The 17041-nt window shown below is 68.0% G+C and carries 19 protein-coding genes and 1 tRNA gene; 9 read left to right on the top strand and 11 right to left on the bottom strand.

Translation table 11 applies throughout. From position 1 onward, the window contains the following. Nucleotides 1-44: 44 nt before the first annotated feature. Nucleotides 45-1061, top strand: coding sequence for an isocitrate dehydrogenase (locus FHW85_RS01565; RefSeq protein WP_167254393.1), 1017 nt, complete (start codon nt 45-47; stop codon nt 1059-1061). A 190-nt stretch (nt 1062-1251) separates the two neighbouring features. On the opposite strand, the gene FHW85_RS01570 is transcribed toward FHW85_RS01565, so the two are convergent. The 8 genes from FHW85_RS01570 to FHW85_RS01605 form a co-directional block, all read right to left on the bottom strand. Next, entirely contained in the window at nt 1252-1710 is a 459-nt protein-coding gene (locus tag FHW85_RS01570; RefSeq protein ID WP_167254395.1) for a carboxymuconolactone decarboxylase family protein, read from the bottom strand. Between the two features lie 40 nt (nt 1711-1750). Next, nucleotides 1751-2650, bottom strand: a complete 900-nt coding sequence (gene sigJ, locus FHW85_RS01575; RefSeq protein ID WP_167254397.1) for an RNA polymerase sigma factor SigJ — start codon at nt 2648-2650, stop codon at nt 1751-1753. A gap of 62 nt (nt 2651-2712) precedes the next feature. Continuing rightward, complete coding sequence (locus FHW85_RS01580) at nt 2713-3639, bottom strand: aspartyl/asparaginyl beta-hydroxylase domain-containing protein (RefSeq protein WP_279589716.1); 927 nt, start codon at nt 3637-3639, stop codon at nt 2713-2715. 85 nt (nt 3640-3724) lie between these two features. Further along, complete coding sequence (gene thiD / locus FHW85_RS01585; RefSeq protein WP_168647095.1) at nt 3725-4510, bottom strand: bifunctional hydroxymethylpyrimidine kinase/phosphomethylpyrimidine kinase; 786 nt, start codon at nt 4508-4510, stop codon at nt 3725-3727. 39 nt (nt 4511-4549) lie between these two features. Next, the gene (locus FHW85_RS01590) at nt 4550-4843 is read right to left on the bottom strand and encodes a GIY-YIG nuclease family protein (RefSeq protein ID WP_168647096.1); all 294 of its coding nucleotides are present in this window, start codon (nt 4841-4843) and stop codon (nt 4550-4552) included. Nucleotides 4844-4909: 66 nt separating this feature from the next. Further along, on the bottom strand, nt 4910-6289 hold the full coding sequence (locus FHW85_RS01595) for a PhoH family protein (protein ID WP_167254403.1): 1380 nt from the start codon (nt 6287-6289) through the stop codon (nt 4910-4912). 145 nt (nt 6290-6434) lie between these two features. Next, the gene (locus FHW85_RS01600) at nt 6435-6896 is read right to left on the bottom strand and encodes a peroxiredoxin (RefSeq protein ID WP_167254405.1); all 462 of its coding nucleotides are present in this window, start codon (nt 6894-6896) and stop codon (nt 6435-6437) included. A gap of 297 nt (nt 6897-7193) precedes the next feature. Further along, nucleotides 7194-7748, bottom strand: coding sequence for a glycine cleavage system protein R (locus FHW85_RS01605; protein WP_243868001.1), 555 nt, complete (start codon nt 7746-7748; stop codon nt 7194-7196). A gap of 125 nt (nt 7749-7873) precedes the next feature. Between FHW85_RS01605 and dapA the strand changes: the two genes are divergently transcribed. Together dapA and FHW85_RS01615 are read left to right on the top strand one after the other, a co-directional pair. Further along, on the top strand, nt 7874-8767 hold the full coding sequence (dapA, locus tag FHW85_RS01610) for a 4-hydroxy-tetrahydrodipicolinate synthase (RefSeq protein WP_168647097.1): 894 nt from the start codon (nt 7874-7876) through the stop codon (nt 8765-8767). 34 nt (nt 8768-8801) lie between these two features. Then, entirely contained in the window at nt 8802-9398 is a 597-nt protein-coding gene (locus tag FHW85_RS01615) for a hypothetical protein (RefSeq protein WP_167254409.1), read from the top strand. A gap of 97 nt (nt 9399-9495) precedes the next feature. On the opposite strand, the gene fdxA is transcribed toward FHW85_RS01615, so the two are convergent. Beyond that, nucleotides 9496-9819, bottom strand: a complete 324-nt coding sequence (gene fdxA, locus FHW85_RS01620) for a ferredoxin FdxA (RefSeq protein ID WP_167254411.1) — start codon at nt 9817-9819, stop codon at nt 9496-9498. A 47-nt stretch (nt 9820-9866) separates the two neighbouring features. Then, a tRNA-Glu gene (locus FHW85_RS01625) sits at nt 9867-9942 on the bottom strand. Nucleotides 9943-10107: 165 nt separating this feature from the next. Here FHW85_RS01625 and pcnB point away from each other — a divergent pair. The 6 genes from pcnB to pgi all read left to right on the top strand — a co-directional run bounded on the left by pcnB (nt 10108) and on the right by pgi (nt 15935). Beyond that, nucleotides 10108-11484: a polynucleotide adenylyltransferase PcnB gene (pcnB, locus tag FHW85_RS01630; RefSeq protein ID WP_167254413.1), complete on the top strand. Its 1377-nt coding sequence runs from the start codon at nt 10108-10110 to the stop codon at nt 11482-11484. Then, nucleotides 11481-11963 (top strand): 2-amino-4-hydroxy-6-hydroxymethyldihydropteridine diphosphokinase, encoded by a 483-nt coding sequence (gene folK / locus FHW85_RS01635; RefSeq protein ID WP_168647098.1) that lies wholly within the window; start codon nt 11481-11483, stop codon nt 11961-11963. Before pcnB ends, folK begins: the two co-directional genes overlap by 4 nt. Before the next feature lie 55 nt (nt 11964-12018). Next, on the top strand, nt 12019-12849 hold the full coding sequence (gene panB / locus FHW85_RS01640) for a 3-methyl-2-oxobutanoate hydroxymethyltransferase (protein WP_167254417.1): 831 nt from the start codon (nt 12019-12021) through the stop codon (nt 12847-12849). Between the two features lie 9 nt (nt 12850-12858). After that, nucleotides 12859-13704, top strand: a complete 846-nt coding sequence (gene panC / locus FHW85_RS01645; protein ID WP_167254419.1) for a pantoate--beta-alanine ligase — start codon at nt 12859-12861, stop codon at nt 13702-13704. A gap of 99 nt (nt 13705-13803) precedes the next feature. Next, nucleotides 13804-14190: an aspartate 1-decarboxylase gene (gene panD / locus FHW85_RS01650; protein WP_090450268.1), complete on the top strand. Its 387-nt coding sequence runs from the start codon at nt 13804-13806 to the stop codon at nt 14188-14190. A 107-nt stretch (nt 14191-14297) separates the two neighbouring features. Continuing rightward, entirely contained in the window at nt 14298-15935 is a 1638-nt protein-coding gene (gene pgi / locus FHW85_RS01655; protein WP_168647099.1) for a glucose-6-phosphate isomerase, read from the top strand. Nucleotides 15936-15942: 7 nt separating this feature from the next. Here pgi and queG read toward each other — a convergent pair whose 3' ends face one another. Next, nucleotides 15943-17016, bottom strand: coding sequence for a tRNA epoxyqueuosine(34) reductase QueG (gene queG, locus FHW85_RS01660; protein WP_246866607.1), 1074 nt, complete (start codon nt 17014-17016; stop codon nt 15943-15945). Between the last annotated feature and the right edge of the window lie 25 nt (nt 17017-17041).

Genomic DNA, 17041 nt, shown 5'->3' on the forward strand with positions numbered 1-17041 from the left:
CCCCCGCCGCGCCGCCCGATTTCTTTCCTCCAAGGAGTTCCCCCATGAGCAAGACCATCGCCGTAATCCCGGGTGACGGCATCGGCCCGGAGATCATGAAGGCGACGCTGCGCGTGCTCGACGCCCTGGACTGCGGCCTGTCCTACGAGTTCGTCGACGCCGGCATGGTGGCGCTGGAGAAGCACGGCGACCTGCTGCCCAAGGACACGCTGGACGCCATCGCCAGGCACAAGATCGCCCTGAAGGGCCCGCTGACCACGCCGATCGGCGGCGGCTTCACCTCGATCAACGTCACCCTGCGCCGCCACTTCGACCTGTACGCCAACGTGCGTCCGGCGATCAGCTTCCCGGGCACCAAGGCGCGCTTCGAGAACATCGACATCATCACGGTGCGCGAGAACACCGAAGGCGCCTACCTGTCCGAAGGCCAGACCCTGTCCGAAGACGGCGAGGTCGCCACCTCGATGGTGCGCAACACCCGCAAGGGCAGCACGCGCATCGTCAAGTACGCCTTCGAGATGGCGCGCCAGAAGGGCCGCAAGAAGATCACGGCCGTGCACAAGGCCAACATCATGAAGACCAGCTCGGGCCTGTTCCTCAATGTGGCCCGCGAAGTGGCCAAGGAATATCCCGACATCGAGTTCAACGAGATGATCGTGGACAACACCTGCATGCAGCTGGTGATGAGGCCCGAGCAGTTCGACGTGATCGTCACCACCAACCTGTTCGGCGACATCCTGTCCGACCTGTGCGCCGGCCTGGTCGGCGGCCTGGGCCTGGCCCCGGGCGACAACATCGGCGCGGGCGCGGCGATTTTCGAGGCCGTGCACGGCTCGGCGCCGGACATCGCCGGCAAGGGCGTCGCCAACCCCTGCGCGCTGCTGCTGGCGGCGGCGGACATGCTCGACCACCTGGGCATGGCGGAGAAGGGCAACAAGGTGCGCGCGGCCATCCGCGACACCCTGACCAACGACCGCGACGCCGTCACCCCGGACCTGGGCGGCAAGGGCAATACCGACAGCTTCGGCGACGCCATCGTCAAGCGCGTCAAAGCGGCCTGAGTTTTCCGCCGTTTCACGAAAAAGCCGCGGCGTTTGCCGCGGCTTTTTTCTTTTCTGCCGTCATTCCGGCGCAGGCTGGAATCCAGTAACGATGCCACACGATTATCGCGAAAGCGCTGGGTGGTTTTCCGCTTCTATTGCGGCGCTTTCACCACTGGATTCCGGCCTGCGCCGGCATGACGAGCCCTGCTCAGCCGAACATCCCCGGCTGGTAATCCCCGCCCGCCGTATGCGCCGCCAGGTTGATGCGGTTCCAGCTGTTGATCAGCGTGACCAGCAAGGTCAGGTCGACCAGCTCCTTCTCGTTGAACAGCTGGCTGGTCTGCTGGTACAGCGCGTCCGGCACCGAGTCGCCGGGCACCAGGCGGGTCAGCGCCTCGGCCCAGGCCAGAGCCGCGCGTTCGCGTTCGCTGTAGCACGCCGCTTCGCGCCAGCCGGCCAGCAGGTACAGGCGCTGCTCGGTTTCGCCGGCGGCGCGCGCGTCCTTGGTGTGCATGTCCAGGCAGTAGCAGCAGCCGTTGATTTGCGAAACGCGGGTCAGCACCAGTTCGATCATGGCCGGCTCCAGGCCGCCGGACTTGAGGTTCTTGCTCAGCACGAACAGCGGCTGCAGCGACTTGAAGTGATGGGCGATATTGAAGCGGGACATGGCGGTTTCCTTGAAAGGGAACGGCCGCAATGGCCGCTCTTCAATGCAAGGACGCAGACGCCGCGCGTTTCGTGACCGCTTCCAGCCGCGCGAGTTTTTCCGGATGGCGGATCGAGTGAATCGCGGTGATCCGCTCGCCATCGCACTCCACCCACAGCGCGGAAGTGAGGCGGCCGCCGGTCCAGATCAGCAACGCCGGCGCGCCATTGAGCTGGCTCAGCTGGCGCACGGTTTCCGGGCCGCCGGAATGCAGCGCGATCTGGCGATACAGCCGCGCCACGCGATCCTGCCCGTACAGCGGACGCAGCACCGCGCGCACCACGCCGCCGCCGTCGGAGATATGCACGGCGTCCTCGGCGAACAGCGCGCGCAGCGAATCGAGATCCGGGCGGTCCATCGCGGCGAGGAAGCGCTGCAGCATGCGCTGCTGCATCGAATGGTCCACGTTGAAGCGCGGGCGTCCTTCGCGCAGCCGCGTCTTCGCGCGATGCACGCGCTGGCGGCAGGCGTCCTCGGCGATGCCCAGGATGGCGGCGGCCTCGGCGTGGCTGTAGTCGAACACTTCCTTCAGCAGAAACGCCGCGCGTTCCTCGGGGCTGAGCCGCTCGAGCAGCAGCAGGAACGAAAGGCTCAGCGTCTCGGCGCGTTCGAGCTGTTCCGATGGCGCTTCGTCCATCGGTTCGAGCGGCTCGGGCAGCCAGGGGCCGGTGTAGTGCTCGCGCTCGGTCTTGGCGCGGCGCAGGCGGTCCAGGGCGAGGCGGGTGGTGACGGTGACCAGCCAGGCTTCCGGGTCGTCCAGGGTGGAGGTGTCCTGCTCGTGCCAGCGCAGCCAGGCGTCGTGCAGCACGTCTTCGGCATCGGCCGGGCGGCCGAGCATGCGGTAGGCCAGGCCGAACAGGCGCTGGCGATGCTGCTGGAACAAGGCGGTCTGCGGGTCCATGGGCGGCTCCTGAGCGTGGATGACAAGGCCAGGACGCGCCAGGCGGGCGGAACGTGACCGCCTCAGCGGAAGAACGGATACGGGGCCAGGAACACCAGCCAGATCATCAGCACGATGCCGATGTATTTCAGCACCCGGAACAGCCGGGGGCTGCGCTTCTTGAAGGCCCGGCTGCGTTCGCGCGAGCGCTGGTTGAGCGCGAACATGCGATTGACGAAGCCGGTCTTCTCCTCCGGCGATTCGGTATTGGGCGAAGCGGTGATCTTGCCCATGAAGGCGCCGACGCGGCGATTGACCGCGGTCATCAGGCGCGTGCGCAGCGGGCGCTCGACGTCGGCGAACAGGATCACGCGGGTCTGGTCGGTGCGGTTCTCGGCCCAGTGCACGTAGGTTTCGTCGAACACCACGTCCTTGCCGTCGCCCCAGGCGTGGATCTCGCCGTCGACGAAGATGCGGCAGTCCTCGGAGTTGGGCGTGATGAGACCCAGGTGATAGCGCAGCGAACCGGCGAACGGATCGCGGTGCGGATTGAGCTTGCTGCCCGGCGGCAGCAGGGCGAACATCGCCGCCTTCACGCTGGGAATGGCGTTGAGCAGCTTCACCGTCTCCGGGCACAGCGCCTCGGCCGAGGCCAGCGGCTCGCCGTACCACTTCAGGTAAAAGCGCTTCCAGCCCTGCTTGAAGAAGCTGTTGAAGCTGGCGTCGTTGTGCTTTTCCGCGGCACGGATAAAGCCCTCGTCGAACAGGTGCATGGCTTCTTCGCGGATGACCTGCCAGTTCGCCTGCAGCAGGTCCAGCTGGGGGAAGCCGCGGCGGTCCAGGATCGGCCGCGCCGGCACCGCCGAGAAGGTGTACATCAGCAGGTTGTACGGCGCGAAGATCGCCGAATGGTCGACCAGCTGCCGGTCGAAGCGCAGGCGCGAGCGGCCGCGCAGATGCACCGCGAGCACGCACAGCGCGAACACGGCGAAGATGAGCAGCAGGATCAGGCGCGGAGCGAGGATCATGTCGTGGGCGGCGAAGGCGGAAAGACCAGCCGCCATTCTACTCCCAAGCCTGCCGCCGCCTTGAGGCTCAGTGCCGCAGCACCCGCACCGCGCCCTTGCCGGGGCGGTAGCCCTGGGCCAGCGCCCGCTGCACATAGGCCACCGCCTGGCGCACCGCGGCGCGCGGCGTGCGCCCCTTGGCCAGTTCCGCGGCGACCGCGGAGGCCAGCGTGCAGCCGGTGCCGTGGCCTTCCACGCGCAGGCGCGGGTGGCGCAGTTCCATCACGCCGGCGGCGTCGTAGAAACGGTCCACCACCTCGCCGCCGCGGGCGTGGCCGCCCTTGAGCAGCACGGCCTGCGCGCCCAGCGCGCGCAGGTCGCCGCCGGCGCGGTCGTAGTCGCGGGCGTTGCGGATGGAGTAGCCGAGCAGGGCTTCGGCTTCCGGCAGATTGGGCGTGAGCACGTCGGCCAGCGGGATCAGCTCGCGCACCACGGCCTGCACCGCGTCTTCCGCCAGCAGGCGCGCACCGCTGGTGGCGATCATCACCGGATCCACCACCAGCCACGCGGGCTGGCGCCGGCGCAGCTCGCGCGCCACCAGCCGCACGATCGCCGCGTTGCCGAGCATGCCGGTCTTCACCGCGCCGATGGCGAAGTCGTCGAACACCGCATCGAGCTGGCTGCGGATATGCGCCAGCGGCACCGGATGCACGGCGCTGACCCCGCGCGTGTTCTGCGAGGTGATGGCAGCGATGGCGGAAAGGCCGTGCACGCCGCGCGCATGGAAGGCCTTGAGGTCGGCCTGGATGCCGGCGCCGCCGCCGGAGTCGGAGCCGGCGATGGTGAGGGCGATGGAGGGGGGATTCGTCGACACGTTTTTTTGCTCGTCATTCCGGCGCAGGCCGGAATCCAGTTACAGCAACGCTGGGTAAAGGTCGTTCCATTCAGGGTTTTCGCCTTCGATAAGGCGAATCTTCCACTGCCGCTTCCAGTTCTTCAGGGCTTTCTCGCGGAGGATGGCCGACTCCATGGTCTCGTGCAGTTCGTACCACACGAGATCATGGGTGTCGTATCGCCTGGAGAAACCATCGACCACGCCATGTTTATGCTGCCATACGCGCTTCAGGAGGTCGCTGGTCACGCCTGTGTAGAGGGTGCCGTTGTGTCCGCTGGAGAGCATGTAGACGCAGGGTTGTCGCCTGTCCATGGCGTGGTCGCTACTGGATTCCGGCCTACGCCGGAATGACGGTGAAGGGGTGAGGTTGCTCTAATTCTACAAAGCCTCCGAGGCGAAATCCGCCAGCCGCGAACGCTCGCCGCGCCGCAAGGTGATATGCGCCGAATGTTCCCATCCCTTGAAGCGATCCACCGCGTAAGTCAGGCCGGAGGTCGTTTCGGTGAGGTAGGGCGTGTCGATCTGCTCCACGTTGCCCAGGCAGACGATCTTGGTGCCGGGGCCGGCGCGGGTGATCAGGGTTTTCATCTGCTTCGGCGTGAGGTTCTGCGCCTCGTCGATGATCAGGTAGCGCGACAGGAAGGTGCGGCCGCGCATGAAGTTCAGCGAGCGGATCTTGATGCGCGAGGCGAGCAGGTCGTTGGTGGCCTGGCGGCCCCAGCTGCCGCCTTCCTCGGGGTTGGCGAGCACTTCGAGGTTGTCGGTGAGCGCGCCCATCCACGGCGTCATCTTTTCTTCCTCGGTGCCGGGCAGGAAGCCGATGTCCTCGCCGACCGAGACCGTGGCGCGGGTCATGATGATCTCGCGGTAGCGCTGCTGGTCCATCACCTGGGCCAGGCCGGCGGCCAGCGCGAGCAAGGTCTTGCCGGTGCCGGCGGTGCCGAGCAGGGTGACGAAGTCGACGTCCGGATCCATCAGCACGTTGAGCGCGAAGTTCTGCTCGCGGTTGCGCGCCGCGATGCCCCACACGGCATGGTTGGCATGGCTGTGGTCGTCCAGCAGCACCAGGGTGGCTTCTTCCTCGTCGACGTGCAGCACGCGCAGCTCGACGCTGTTGTCGCCGGGCAGGAACAGGCACTGGTTCGGATGCCAGTCCTCGTCGTCGCGGCGCTTGACCTTGTAGAAGGTGCGGCCGCGCTCGTTCCACGACTGCACTTCGGGGTGGCGGTCCCAGAAGTCCTCGGTCAGTTCGGTGGAGCCGGTGTAGAGCAGGGCGAAATCGTCGAGCGCGCGGTCGTTCTCGTAGTCCTCCGCATCGATGCCGTAGATCTTGGCCTTGATGCGCAGGTTGATGTCCTTGCTGACCAGGATCACCGCGCGGTCGGGATTCTGGTCGCGCAGCTCGATCACCGCGGCCAGGATCAGGTTGTCGGCCTTGCCGTGGCCGTTGGTGGCGCGCTGCTGGAAATACAGTCGGCCCACCGTGTTGTTGCGTTTGAGCTTGATGCCCTGCGGGCTGCTCAATTCCAGCCCGTTGCTGATGCCGTGGCCATTGCCGCGCTCGATCAGCTCGTTGAGGAAGCGGCTGACCTGGCGGCCGTTGCGCGAGACTTCCGAGCCGCCTTTCTTCTTTTCGTCCAGCTCCTCCAGCACCGTCATGGGGATGAACACGTCGTGCTCCTCGAAGCGGAACAGCGACGTGGGATCGTGCAGCAGAACATTGGTATCGAGAGCGTAAATGCGCTTGCTTCCGGTCATACGGAAGTTGCCTCGCTGGCGTGCTGGTTGAGAAAACGCGGCATGCGGGATGCCGTGGGAATCCGGCCCCGCGGGCCGGAACATGCGCGTCCGTGCCGCCTGCGCGGTGAGCGCCGACGGGACGGAGCGGATAGGTCGGAAGGGTTCACTTGGCGGGGATGGCGTCGAGCACGGCTTGAGCGTGACCTGGGACTTTGACGTTGCGCCATTCCTGCACCAGCCTGCCTTCGGGATCGATCAGGAAGCTACTTCGTACGACACCCATGTGACGTTTTCCGTACAGCACCTTCTCGTGGATCACGTCGAAGGCCTGGCACCAGGTTTCCTCGGGGTCGGAAACCAGCGGGAACGGCAGCTCCTGCTTGGCGGCGAAGTTGGCGTGCGACTTGACCGAGTCGCGCGAGACGCCGATCACCTCGGCGTTGCGCTTGCGGAACTTCGGGTAGAGATCGCGGAAGTCCTTGGCTTCGTTGGTGCAGCCCGGCGTGCTGTCCTTGGGATAGAAGTACACCACCACCCATTGGCCCTTGAGGCTGTCGAGTTTCAGCTCGCCGCCGTCGCCGAGCGGGCCTTTGAGCTTGGGGGCTTTTTTGCCGAGGTCTGGCATGACTGCTCCTGCGAAGCCAGCACCTGGCTTCGTCTTGTGGTTTTAGTGGGGGAGTGAGGCTGGCGGCCGGTGGCCGGCACGGAGGGGAAGGCGGCGCGTCGTGCGATGGTGCTCGCTCGATCTGCGTACTGCATGCGCGCCGGCCCTCCGGTATTGCCTCTTCGGGGCCAAGACTAGCGCGCCTGCGGCGGCGGATGACAGCCCTTGCCAACCGCGGCGTGGCGGGGGCATGCTGGCTTTCCCTCGCGCTGGGGCCCGGAAGAAGTTTTTGGCGGCCCCGCTCTGGAATCCAGGCGCTTAGAACTTGACCGGATCCATGATGGCATCCAGGTTGAGGCCGTCGCAGAACTCCAGGAAGTCGTCGCGCAAGGCGGCGATGTGCGTGTCGGCGGGAATGCCCACCGTGATCTGCGCCTGGAACATCGCCGCGCCGGTCTGCATGGCCTGGTAGCGCATGGAGTGCAGCTGTTCCACCGCGATGCCGTGGCGGTCGAAGAAATCGATGATGCGCACCAGGATGCCGGGACGGTCGGCCGAGATCACTTCCACCAGGTAGGGCAGCAGGCGCGAGGCCTGGCTGCGGCCGTCGGTGCGGTAGTGCATCAGGTGCACGTCTTCTTCGCGCGCGAACTTGGCCAGGGCGGACTCCAGCTTCGCCACCGCGTCCCAGGAGCCGGTGGCCAGCAGGGTCAGCGAGGTGTCCACGCCGATGGTCGACACGCGCGCGTCGGCCAGGTTGCAGCCGGCATCGGCGATGCGGCGGGCCAGGTTCAGCAGGGGAGTGCGCGGCGACGGGGTCAGGGCCTGGATCAGCAGCTGGTGGTCGTTGCCGGTACGCGAGGAACGGTTCAAGGAGGTCGGCCTGTAGCGTGGACCCGCGCAGCGCGGGACGGCGGCGCAAGGCCCGGCGAGCTTACTTGTCGCCCCTCCGAGGTCGCAAGTAACATGCAGGGCTTGGCTTCTGGCCGGAGTATGTCTTGAAGATTCGTGGAAGCATCTGCGCCCTGGCGACCCCGTTCACGTCGGACGGCGCGCTGGATCTGGACGCCTTCGGGCGGCTGCTGGACTACCAGATCGCCGGCGGGACGCAGGCCGTGGTGGTGGCCGGTTCCACCGGCGAAGCCCACATGCTCGAGCACGACGAATACGACACCCTGCTGGCCTTCGCGGTGAAACGCGTGGCCGGACGCATCCCGGTGCTCGCCGGCACCGGCGAGGCAGGCACGGCCAGGACCGTAGCGCTGACCCGCCGCGCGCGCGAACTGGGCGCGGACGTCGCGCTGGTGGTGGCGCCGTTCTACGTGCGCCCCACGCAGGAAGGCCTGCGCCGGCATTTCCTCGCGGTGGCCGAGCAGGGCGGCCTGCCGGTGATCCTCTACAACGTGCCCGGCCGCACCGGCTGCGACCTGCTGCCGGAGACGGTGGCCGCGCTGCGCGACCATCCGGCCATCGTCGGCATCAAGGAAGCGGTGGGCAGCGACGAGCGCATCCACGCCCTGGCGGAACTTGCGCGCGCCGATTTCGTCTACCTGTCCGGTGACGACCCGACCGCCGGCAAGGCCATGCTGGCCGGCGCGGCCGGCACCATCTCGGTGGTGGCCAACCTGGCGCCCAAGGCCTTCCGCGCGCTGTGCGACGCGGCGGCCGCGGGCGACGCGGCCGCCACCGCGCGCTGCGACGATGTCCTCGCCGCGCTGGTTCAGGCGTTGAACTGCGCTCCCAACCCGATCGCCGTGAAGGCCGGCCTGCCGGCGCTGGGGCTGGGTTCGGCGGTGCCGCGCCTGCCCCTGGTCGAACTGCAGGAAGGGCCGGAACGGGCGCGCATCGCCGAAGCGCTGGCGGCTCTGGCATCCTTGGCAAACGCGGCCTGACGGCCGCCCGATCTCTCAACGGAACTCCAATTCAATGAAGAAATCCCCGCTCCTCCTCGCCATGCCGGCCCTCGCCCTGTCCGCCTTGCTGCTTTCCGGTTGCGGCATGTTCCGCTCGGAGAAGGCCTGGGAGGCCGCCAAGCAGGAAACGCCGCTGGAGATCCCGCCGGGCCTGGATACGCCGTCGACCAGCGCCGCCCTGGTGATCCCGGAGCAGGGCGCCAACAACCCCACCTCCAACGGCGCCACGGCGCGCGTGGGCAAGGGCGGCGGCGTGATCGCCGACGGCTTCGTGCTCACCGACACGGTCGACAACGCCTACCGCCGCGTCGGCCAGGCGCTGGAGCAGGGCGACATCGGCCAGGTGCTGAGCCACGACGACGCCGGCCATGCCTACACGCTGAGCGTGGTGGCCTCGGCCACGCAGGGCAGCAAGCCGGGCTTCTTCCGCCGCATGTTCGGCGGCGGCAAGAAGGACGCCTCCGCCCCCGCGCCGGGCGCCGCGCCGCATCAGGTGCAGGTGGTGATCGGCCCCAGCGGCCAGAGCGCCAGCGAAGTGCGCGCGCAGGGCGATGCCGCCGCCGTGGCCAAGGTGGTGGATACGCTGAAGTCGCGCCTGGGCGGTAATTGATTCCGCGCCCCGGTTGCTCATTGAACGAAAAAGCCGCCCATCGGGCGGCTTTTTTATAGGGCGAAGTCCGAAGAAAAGATTCGGAACAGTCGGAAAATCAGCGCTGCAGCTGGTCCAGCTTGCCCGGCTTGTTTTCCCATTCCTTGGCGTCCGGCAGGCCGTCCTTGCGCTCGGTGATCACCGGCCAGGCCTTGGCCAGTTCCGCGTTGAGCGCCACGAAGGACTCCTGCCCGGCGGGCACGTCGTCTTCCGGATAGATGGCGTTGATCGGGCATTCCGGCTCGCACAAGGTGCAGTCGATGCACTCGTCCGGATCGATCACCAGGAAATTCGGGCCTTCGTGGAAGGCATCGACAGGGCAGACTTCGACGCAGTCGGTGTACTTGCACTTGATGCAGTTGTCGGTGACGACAAAGGTCATGCGATCGCGGGCCTGTGTATGCCGGATGGGCCTGTGCGGCCCGGAAGTGGCGCTCCCTACGAGGTTCGAACTCGTGTTCCCGCCTTGAGAGGGCGGTGTCCTAGGCCACTAGACGAAGGGAGCGAAAAGCACCGGAGCGCGCTAGTATAGCGAAATTGTTGCGGCCGGCAATGCCCTCCGTGACAGCTGTCTCATGCCCGAAGCCATGCGCAGCCACGGGTTCCGACCCGGCGCCAGCCTAGGCCCAAGGCCATGCGGCAACCCTTTCGCTGCAAGGATTCAAACCGCTTGAACTTGAAAGCAAGGAACGAGGCCACGCCATCGCTGCGCATCATTCCGCGCGAGCAGCACGTGATATCGCGCAAGAACATCAGCAAGGCCGCGCTGCGCGTGCTGTACCGCCTCCATGAAGCCGGCTACGACGCCTTCCTGGTCGGAGGCGCCGTGCGCGACCTCCTGCTCGGCGGCCATCCCAAGGACTTCGACGTGGCCACCAACGCCACGCCGGAAGACGTCAAGAAGCTGTTCCGCAACTGCCGCCTGATCGGCCGCCGTTTCCGCCTCGCCCACGTGGTGTACGGGCCGGAGATCATCGAGGTGGCCACCTTCCGCGGCACCGGCGAGGACGACGGCAACGAAGGCGGCGGCGACCGCCACATCGTCGACGGCCGCATCGTGCGCGACAACGTATGGGGCAGCATCGAGGAAGACGCGCTGCGCCGCGACTTCCGCGTCAACGCGCTGTACTACGACATCAGCGACTTCTCCGTGCGCGACTACGTCGGCGGCATGCAGGACGTGGAGAACCGCGTGCTGCACCTGATCGGCGACCCGGTCACGCGCTACCGCGAGGACCCGGTGCGCATGCTGCGCGCGGTGCGCCTGGCGGCCAAGCTCAACTTCCGCATCGACGCCGCGGCCGCCGCGCCGTTCGAGGAACTCGGCCCGCTGCTGCTGGATGCCTCGCCGGCGCGCCTGTTCGACGAATCGCTCAAGCTGTTCCTGAGCGGCCATGGCCTGAAGAGCTTCCGCATGCTGGAGAAGAGCGGCCTGCTGAAGTTCATGTTCCCGGCCACCGCGCGCTCGCTCAAGCGCGGTGACGAGGCGCTGCGCAAGCTGATCGAGGAAGGCCTCGGCAGCACCGATGCGCGCGTGGCCGAAGGCAAGTCGGTGACGCCGGCCTTTCTGTTCGCCGTGCTGCTGTGGGGCGAGGTGCGCGACCTGGCGCATGCGTGGATCGTCAAGGGCGTGGAGAGCGCCACGGCCTGGGGCCGCGCGGTGGCGCACGTGGTGTCGGAGCAGTGCCAGCGCGTGGCCATCCCGCGCCGCTTCACCATCACCATGGAAGAGATCTGGGCGCTGCAGCCGCGCTTCGAGCAGGTGCAGCGCAAGCGCGTGTTCCGCCTGATGGCGCACCCGCGCTTCCGCGCCGCGTTCGACTTCCTGCTGCTGCGCGCCACCGAATCCCAGGCGATCGACCAGCTGGGCCAGTGGTGGGCGCATGCCCAGCAGCTGTCGCACGAGACGCTGGCCGCCGCGCTGTCCGGCACCGGTGCCGACGTGCCGTCGGCGGGCGATGCCGAGCCCGCGCCGGCGAGCAAGCCGCGCAAGCGGCGGCGCCGCAAGCCGGGCGGCAAATCCGGCGGCAAATCGGGCGCGGCGTGAGCACCGCCTATGTGGCGCTGGGCAGCAATCTGGGCGATTCCCGGCGCTACCTGAGCGAAGCCATCGAAGCGATGGCGCAGTTGCCCTCGACGCGGGTGGCGGCGCGTTCGCGCCTGTACCGCACGCCGCCATGGGGCATGCTGGAGCAGCCGCCGTTCCTCAATGCCGCCGTGCAGCTGGATACCGGGCTGAGTGCGGACGAGCTGCTGGACGCCCTGCTGGCGATCGAGCGCGCCGCCGGCCGCGTCCGCGAGGGCGAGCGCTGGGGACCGCGCACGCTGGACCTGGACCTGCTGCACATGGACGGCGTGCGCCGCGACGGCGAACGCCTGACCCTGCCGCACCCGCGCATCGCCGAACGCGCCTTCGTGCTGCTGCCGCTGGCGGACCTGGCGCCGGAACTGGAGCTGCCGGGGCAGGGCAAGGTGGGCGCGCTGCTCGCCGCGCTCGATCGCAGCGGCTGTGAAGTGCTGCCTTGAGCCTTTTGTGCAATGCGGCGGATAATCCGCTTCTTACCCACCTGAAGGCGTTGCCGTGTACGTCCAGAATGCCAGTGCTCCCGCCCGCAAGCCCGTGACGGTGCCCGGCCTGCGGGCCATGAAGGCGGAAGGCAAGCCGATCGTGGTGCTCACCGCCTACGACTACAGCTTCGCCTGGCAGCTGGAAACCGCCGGCATCGACGTCGCCCTGGTCGGCGATTCGCTCGGCATGGTGGTGCAGGGGCATGCGAGCACGCTGCCGGTGACGCTCGATCACATGGTCTACCACACCGCCGCCGTGGCGCGCGGCCTGTCCGCCACCTTGCTGGTGAGCGACCTGCCGTTCATGAGCGACCGCGACGTGCCGCATCTGCTCGACGCTGGCGCGCGCCTGGTCGGCGAAGGCGGCGCGGCGATGGTGAAGATCGAAGGCGCGGCGCCGCATATCCTCGACGGTATCCATGCGCTGGCCACGCGCGCCATTCCGGTGTGCGCGCACCTGGGCCTCACGCCGCAATCGGTGCACAAGTTCGGCGGATTCCGCATCCAGGGCCGCGAGCAGGAAGCCGCCGACCGCGTGGTGGCCGAGGCCAAGGCGGTGGAGCAGGCCGGCGCGGATCTGCTGGTGCTGGAAGGCGTGCCGACCTCGCTGGGCGAGCGCGTCACCAAGGCCGTCGGCATTCCCGTGATCGGCATCGGCGCGGGCCCGCATTGCGACGGCCAGGTGCTGGTGCTGCAGGACATGCTGGGCATCACGCCGGGCAAGCGCCCCAAGTTCAGCAAGGATTTCCTGGCCGGACGCGATTCTGTGGCGGCTGCGCTCGCCGCGTATGCGGAAGACGTGCGCAGCGGCGCCTTTCCCGCACCCGAACACTGTTTCAGCTGAGACACACCCATGCAGACTGTGCAAGACGCCGCGGCCTTGCGTGCCGTGATCCGCGGCTGGCGCTCCCAGGGCCAGACCGTGGGATTCGTGCCGACCATGGGCAACCTCCATGCCGGCCACCACTCGCTGATCAAGCTGGCGCGCGCGCGCACCGACCGCGTGGTGGCGAGCGTGTTCGTCAACCCGACCCAGTTCGGCCCGAACGAGGATTTCGACCGCTATCCGCGCACGCTGAGCCAGGACCAGGCCGGCCTGGCCGAGCAGCACTGCGACCTGGTGTTCGCGCCCGACGTGGCCACCATGTATCCGTTCGGCCCGGCCAGCAGCGTGAGCGTGCATGTGCCGGCCATCACCGACACGCTCGAAGGTGCGCACCGTCCCGGCCATTTCGACGGCGTGGCCACCGTGGTGTGCAAGCTGTTCAACCTGGTGCAGCCGGACGTGGCCGTGTTCGGCCAGAAGGACTTCCAGCAGCTGAAGGTGATCGAGCGCATGGTGCGCGACCTGGCCCTGCCGGTGAAGGTGATGGGCGCGCCCACCCTGCGCGCCGACGACGGCCTGGCGCTGAGCTCGCGCAACCAGTACCTGTCGCGCGACGAGCGCGAGCTGGCCCCGCAGATCTACGCCACCCTGCAGCAGATGCGCGAGCTGGTCGAAAAAGGCCACGCCATCAAGGTGGTGGAGCAGGCCGCGGCCTCCAAGCTGGCCCGCGGCGGCTTCGATCCGGACTACGCCGCGATCCGCCGGGCCGAGGACCTGTCCGAGCCGGCCGAAGGCGAGCGCGAGGGCCTGGTGGCGCTGATCGCCGCCCGCCTGGGCAAGACCCGCCTGATCGACAACTTGCCTTTCGACTGAGGCACCCCACATAGCGCGGCATCCGGCCTCGTTGCGGCCGGACGGCCCGCCCATCGATAATTGCCCGCTACGCAGACCTTTTCTGCTGGAAGTCATGCCATGAACCTGAACATGCTCAAGGCCAAGATCCACCGTGCCACGGTGACGCACGCCGAGCTGCACTACGAAGGCTCGATCGCGATCGACGGCCTGCTGCTCGATGCCTCCGGCATCCGCGAGTACGAGCAGATCCACGCGTGGAACATCAACAACGGCAAGCGCTTCGTCACCTATGCGCTGCGCGCGGAAGAAGGCTCCGGCATCATCTCGGTGAACGGCAGCGCGGCCCATCGCGCCCAGCCGGGCGACCTGATCATCATCGCCGCGTTCGCCCAGCTGTCCGAGGCCGAGGTCGAGCAGTTCCAGCCGACCCTGGTGTACGTGGATGCCGACAACCGCATCTCGCATACCAACCGCTCGATCCCGAAGCAGATGGCCGCGGCCTGAGGCCGCGGCTCAAGGCAAAAACTGCCGGAATTGGCACGTGGCGCGCTACTCACGCGCCACTCAATGGCTCTAAGATCGGGGTTCCCCTTCCCGCCAAGTACGAGCCCATGTCGCAGCAGCGCAGTCCGTCCTTCCTGGCAGCACACGTCGAACGTCTTTCGCGCACCCATCTGCGCGACTTGCTGAAGGACCGGGAGCGCGGCGAACGCTTGCGCCACCGCGTGGGGCCGCTGCTGCTGGACCTGAGCCGGCAGAAGCTGGACCACGAAGCACTGCAGGCGCTGGGCGAGCACGCCGAAGCCAGCGGCTGGCAGCAGGCCCGCGACGCCATGTTCGCCGGCGAGCCGATCAACACGTCCGAACACCGCGCCGTGCTGCACACCGCGCTGCGCGGCGGTGCCTCGCGCCTGCCGCCGGTGGCGCCGCGCGAGGCGCGCAGCGAGATCGAACGCACCCTGCAGCGCATCGACGAACTGGTGCGCGCGATCGAGCGCGGCGACGCCGCCAGCATGGGCCTGCCGCCGAAGATCACCGACGTGGTGAACATCGGCATCGGCGGCTCCGACCTCGGCCCCCGCCTGGCCGTGCGCGCGCTGGCGCCGTTCCACGTGCCGGAGCTGCGCAGCCACTTCCTCACCAATGTCGACGGCCAGGCCGCCTACGAGCTGATGCGCCAGCTCGACCCGCGCCGCACCCTGGTGATCGTGGTCTCCAAGACCTTCACCACGCAGGAAACCCTGCTCAACGGCAACGTGCTGCGCGACTGGATCGTGCGCTCGTACGAGGGCGATGCGCGCGCCGCGTCGAAGCATTTCCTGGCGGTCAGCGCCAACACCGCCGAAGCCGAGCGCTGGGGCGTGGCCACGTCCAACATCTATCCGATGTGGGATTTCGTCGGCGGCCGTTTCTCGCTGTGGTCCGCGGTGGGCCTGTCGCTGGCGCTGGCCATCGGCATGGAGCATTTCCGCGCGCTGCTCGCCGGCGCGGCGCAGATCGACGACCACTTCCGCAGCAAGCCGTGGCAGGAAAACCTGCCGGTGCTGCTCAGCCTGGTCGAATACTGGAACCGCAATGCGCTGGGCCGCAGCAGCCGCGCGGTGGTGCCTTACGCCGATCTGATGGGCGACCTCACCTCGTACCTGCAGCAGCTGGAAATGGAGAGCCTGGGCAAGCAGGTCACCCCGCAAGGAGAGCCGGTGCCGCAGTCCACCTCGCCGGTGGTGTGGGGCAGCGTGGGCACCAATGCGCAGCATGCGTATTTCCAGTCGCTGCACCAGGGCACCGACACCGTGCCGCTGGAATTCATCGGCGTGGTGCGCCCGGCGCATCCGCTGCGCGCCAATCACGACGCGCTGCTGTCCAACCTGCTGGCGCAGGCCGCCGCGCTGGCGCTGGGCAAGACCTTCGACGAGGCCCTCGCCGAGAGCAAGGGCGGCGACGAACAGGCGCGCCGCGTGCTCGCCGCGCAGCGCACCTTCCCGGGCGACCGCCCGAGCACGGTGATCCTGCTCGATTCGCTCACCCCGGAAAGCCTGGGTGCGCTGATCGCGCTGTACGAGCACAAGGTGTTCATGCTCGGCCATCTGTGGAGCATCAACGCGTTCGACCAGTGGGGCGTGGAGCTGGGCAAGTCGATCGCGCGGCAGATCCTGCCGGCGCTGGAAGGCCAGACGGACGATCTGTCTTCGTTCGACACCGCCACCCGCGCCTTGCTCGACGAGATCGCCCAGCGCCGCGAGGGTTGATTCTTTCTTACGTCGCCTGGTGCCGCGCCAGCGCCCAGGCGACGTGTTCGCGCACCAGCTCCGACGGATGCGCCGCACGCGCACGCAGCGCGTCGAGCACTTCGCCCGAGCCCGGCGCGTTGCCCAGCGCCACCGCGATATTGCGCAGCCAGCCCTCGTAGCCCGTGCGGCGGATCGCCATGCCTTCGGTGCGGCGCAGGAATTCCTCCTCGCTCCAGGCGAACAGTTCCACCAGGCGCGCGCCGTCCAGGCTGTGGCGCGGTGCGAAGTCGGGCTCCGCCGCGTCGCGCGCGAACTTGTTCCAGGGGCAGATCAGCTGGCAGTCGTCGCAGCCGAAGATGCGGTTGCCCATCGGCGCACGCAGCTCTTCCGGAATGCTGCCTTTGAGTTCGATGGTGAGATAGGAAATGCAGCGGCGCGCATCCAGCCGGTACGGCGCGACGATGGCCTGGGTCGGGCAGATATCGATGCAGCGGCGGCACGTGCCGCAATGCGCGGTGGCGGCTTCGTCCACCGGCAGCGGCAGGTCGGTGTAGAGCTCGCCGAGAAAGAAATACGAACCCGCGCTGCGGTTGATCAGCACGGTGTGCTTGCCGATCCAGCCCAGGCCCGCATTGCGGCCCAGGGCTTTCTCCAGCACCGGCGCCGAATCCACGTAGGCGCGGTAGCCGAAGTCGCCGACCTTGGCGTGGATGCGCTCGGCCAGCTTCTGCAGGCGGTTGCGCATCAGCTTGTGGTAGTCGCGGCCCAGTGCGTAGCGCGCGACATAGCCGGCGTCCGCGTCTTCCAGCACGGCCCAGGCGTTGCGCGTGCCGGGCGGGATGTAGTCCATGCGCACCGAGATCACGCGCAGGGTGCCCGGTTCCAGTTCGGCCGGGCGGCTGCGCTTGGTGCCGTGGCGGGCCATGTAGTCCATCTCGCCGTGGTGGCCGTCGTCCAGCCAGCGCCGCAGGTGCTGCTCGTCCTCGCCCAGCTCGATGCCGGCGATGCCGGCGTCGGCGAAGCCGAGCTCGCGCGCCCAGCGCTTGATGTCCGCGGCGAGCGCGGCGTAGTCGTGGGCGAGGGCGGAGTAGGCGGACATGGTGGGCATTGTAAGTCCGCCGGGC

Origin of the sequence: Dyella sp. SG609, assembly GCF_012275375.1 — a bacterium.
Lineage (GTDB): Bacteria > Pseudomonadota > Gammaproteobacteria > Xanthomonadales > Rhodanobacteraceae > Dyella_D > Dyella_D marensis.

Bases quoted from the DNA above. Each gene is read 5' to 3' on its own strand.
- fdxA (WP_167254411.1), bottom strand. From the start codon at position 9,819: ATGACCTTTGTCGTCACCGACAACTGCATCAAGTGCAAGTACACCGAC.
- queG (WP_246866607.1), bottom strand. From the start codon at position 17,016: ATGTCCGCCTACTCCGCCCTCGCCCACGACTACGCCGCGCTCGCCGCG.
- sigJ (WP_167254397.1), bottom strand. From the start codon at position 2,650: ATGGACCCGCAGACCGCCTTGTTCCAGCAGCATCGCCAGCGCCTGTTC.
- panC (WP_167254419.1), top strand. From the start codon at position 12,859: ATGCAGACTGTGCAAGACGCCGCGGCCTTGCGTGCCGTGATCCGCGGC.
- FHW85_RS01595 (WP_167254403.1), bottom strand. From the start codon at position 6,289: ATGACCGGAAGCAAGCGCATTTACGCTCTCGATACCAATGTTCTGCTG.
- FHW85_RS01565 (WP_167254393.1), top strand. From the start codon at position 45: ATGAGCAAGACCATCGCCGTAATCCCGGGTGACGGCATCGGCCCGGAG.
- FHW85_RS01590 (WP_168647096.1), bottom strand. From the start codon at position 4,843: ATGGACAGGCGACAACCCTGCGTCTACATGCTCTCCAGCGGACACAAC.
- pgi (WP_168647099.1), top strand. From the start codon at position 14,298: ATGTCGCAGCAGCGCAGTCCGTCCTTCCTGGCAGCACACGTCGAACGT.
- FHW85_RS01600 (WP_167254405.1), bottom strand. From the start codon at position 6,896: ATGCCAGACCTCGGCAAAAAAGCCCCCAAGCTCAAAGGCCCGCTCGGC.
- FHW85_RS01615 (WP_167254409.1), top strand. From the start codon at position 8,802: ATGAAGAAATCCCCGCTCCTCCTCGCCATGCCGGCCCTCGCCCTGTCC.
- FHW85_RS01570 (WP_167254395.1), bottom strand. From the start codon at position 1,710: ATGTCCCGCTTCAATATCGCCCATCACTTCAAGTCGCTGCAGCCGCTG.
- panD (WP_090450268.1), top strand. From the start codon at position 13,804: ATGAACCTGAACATGCTCAAGGCCAAGATCCACCGTGCCACGGTGACG.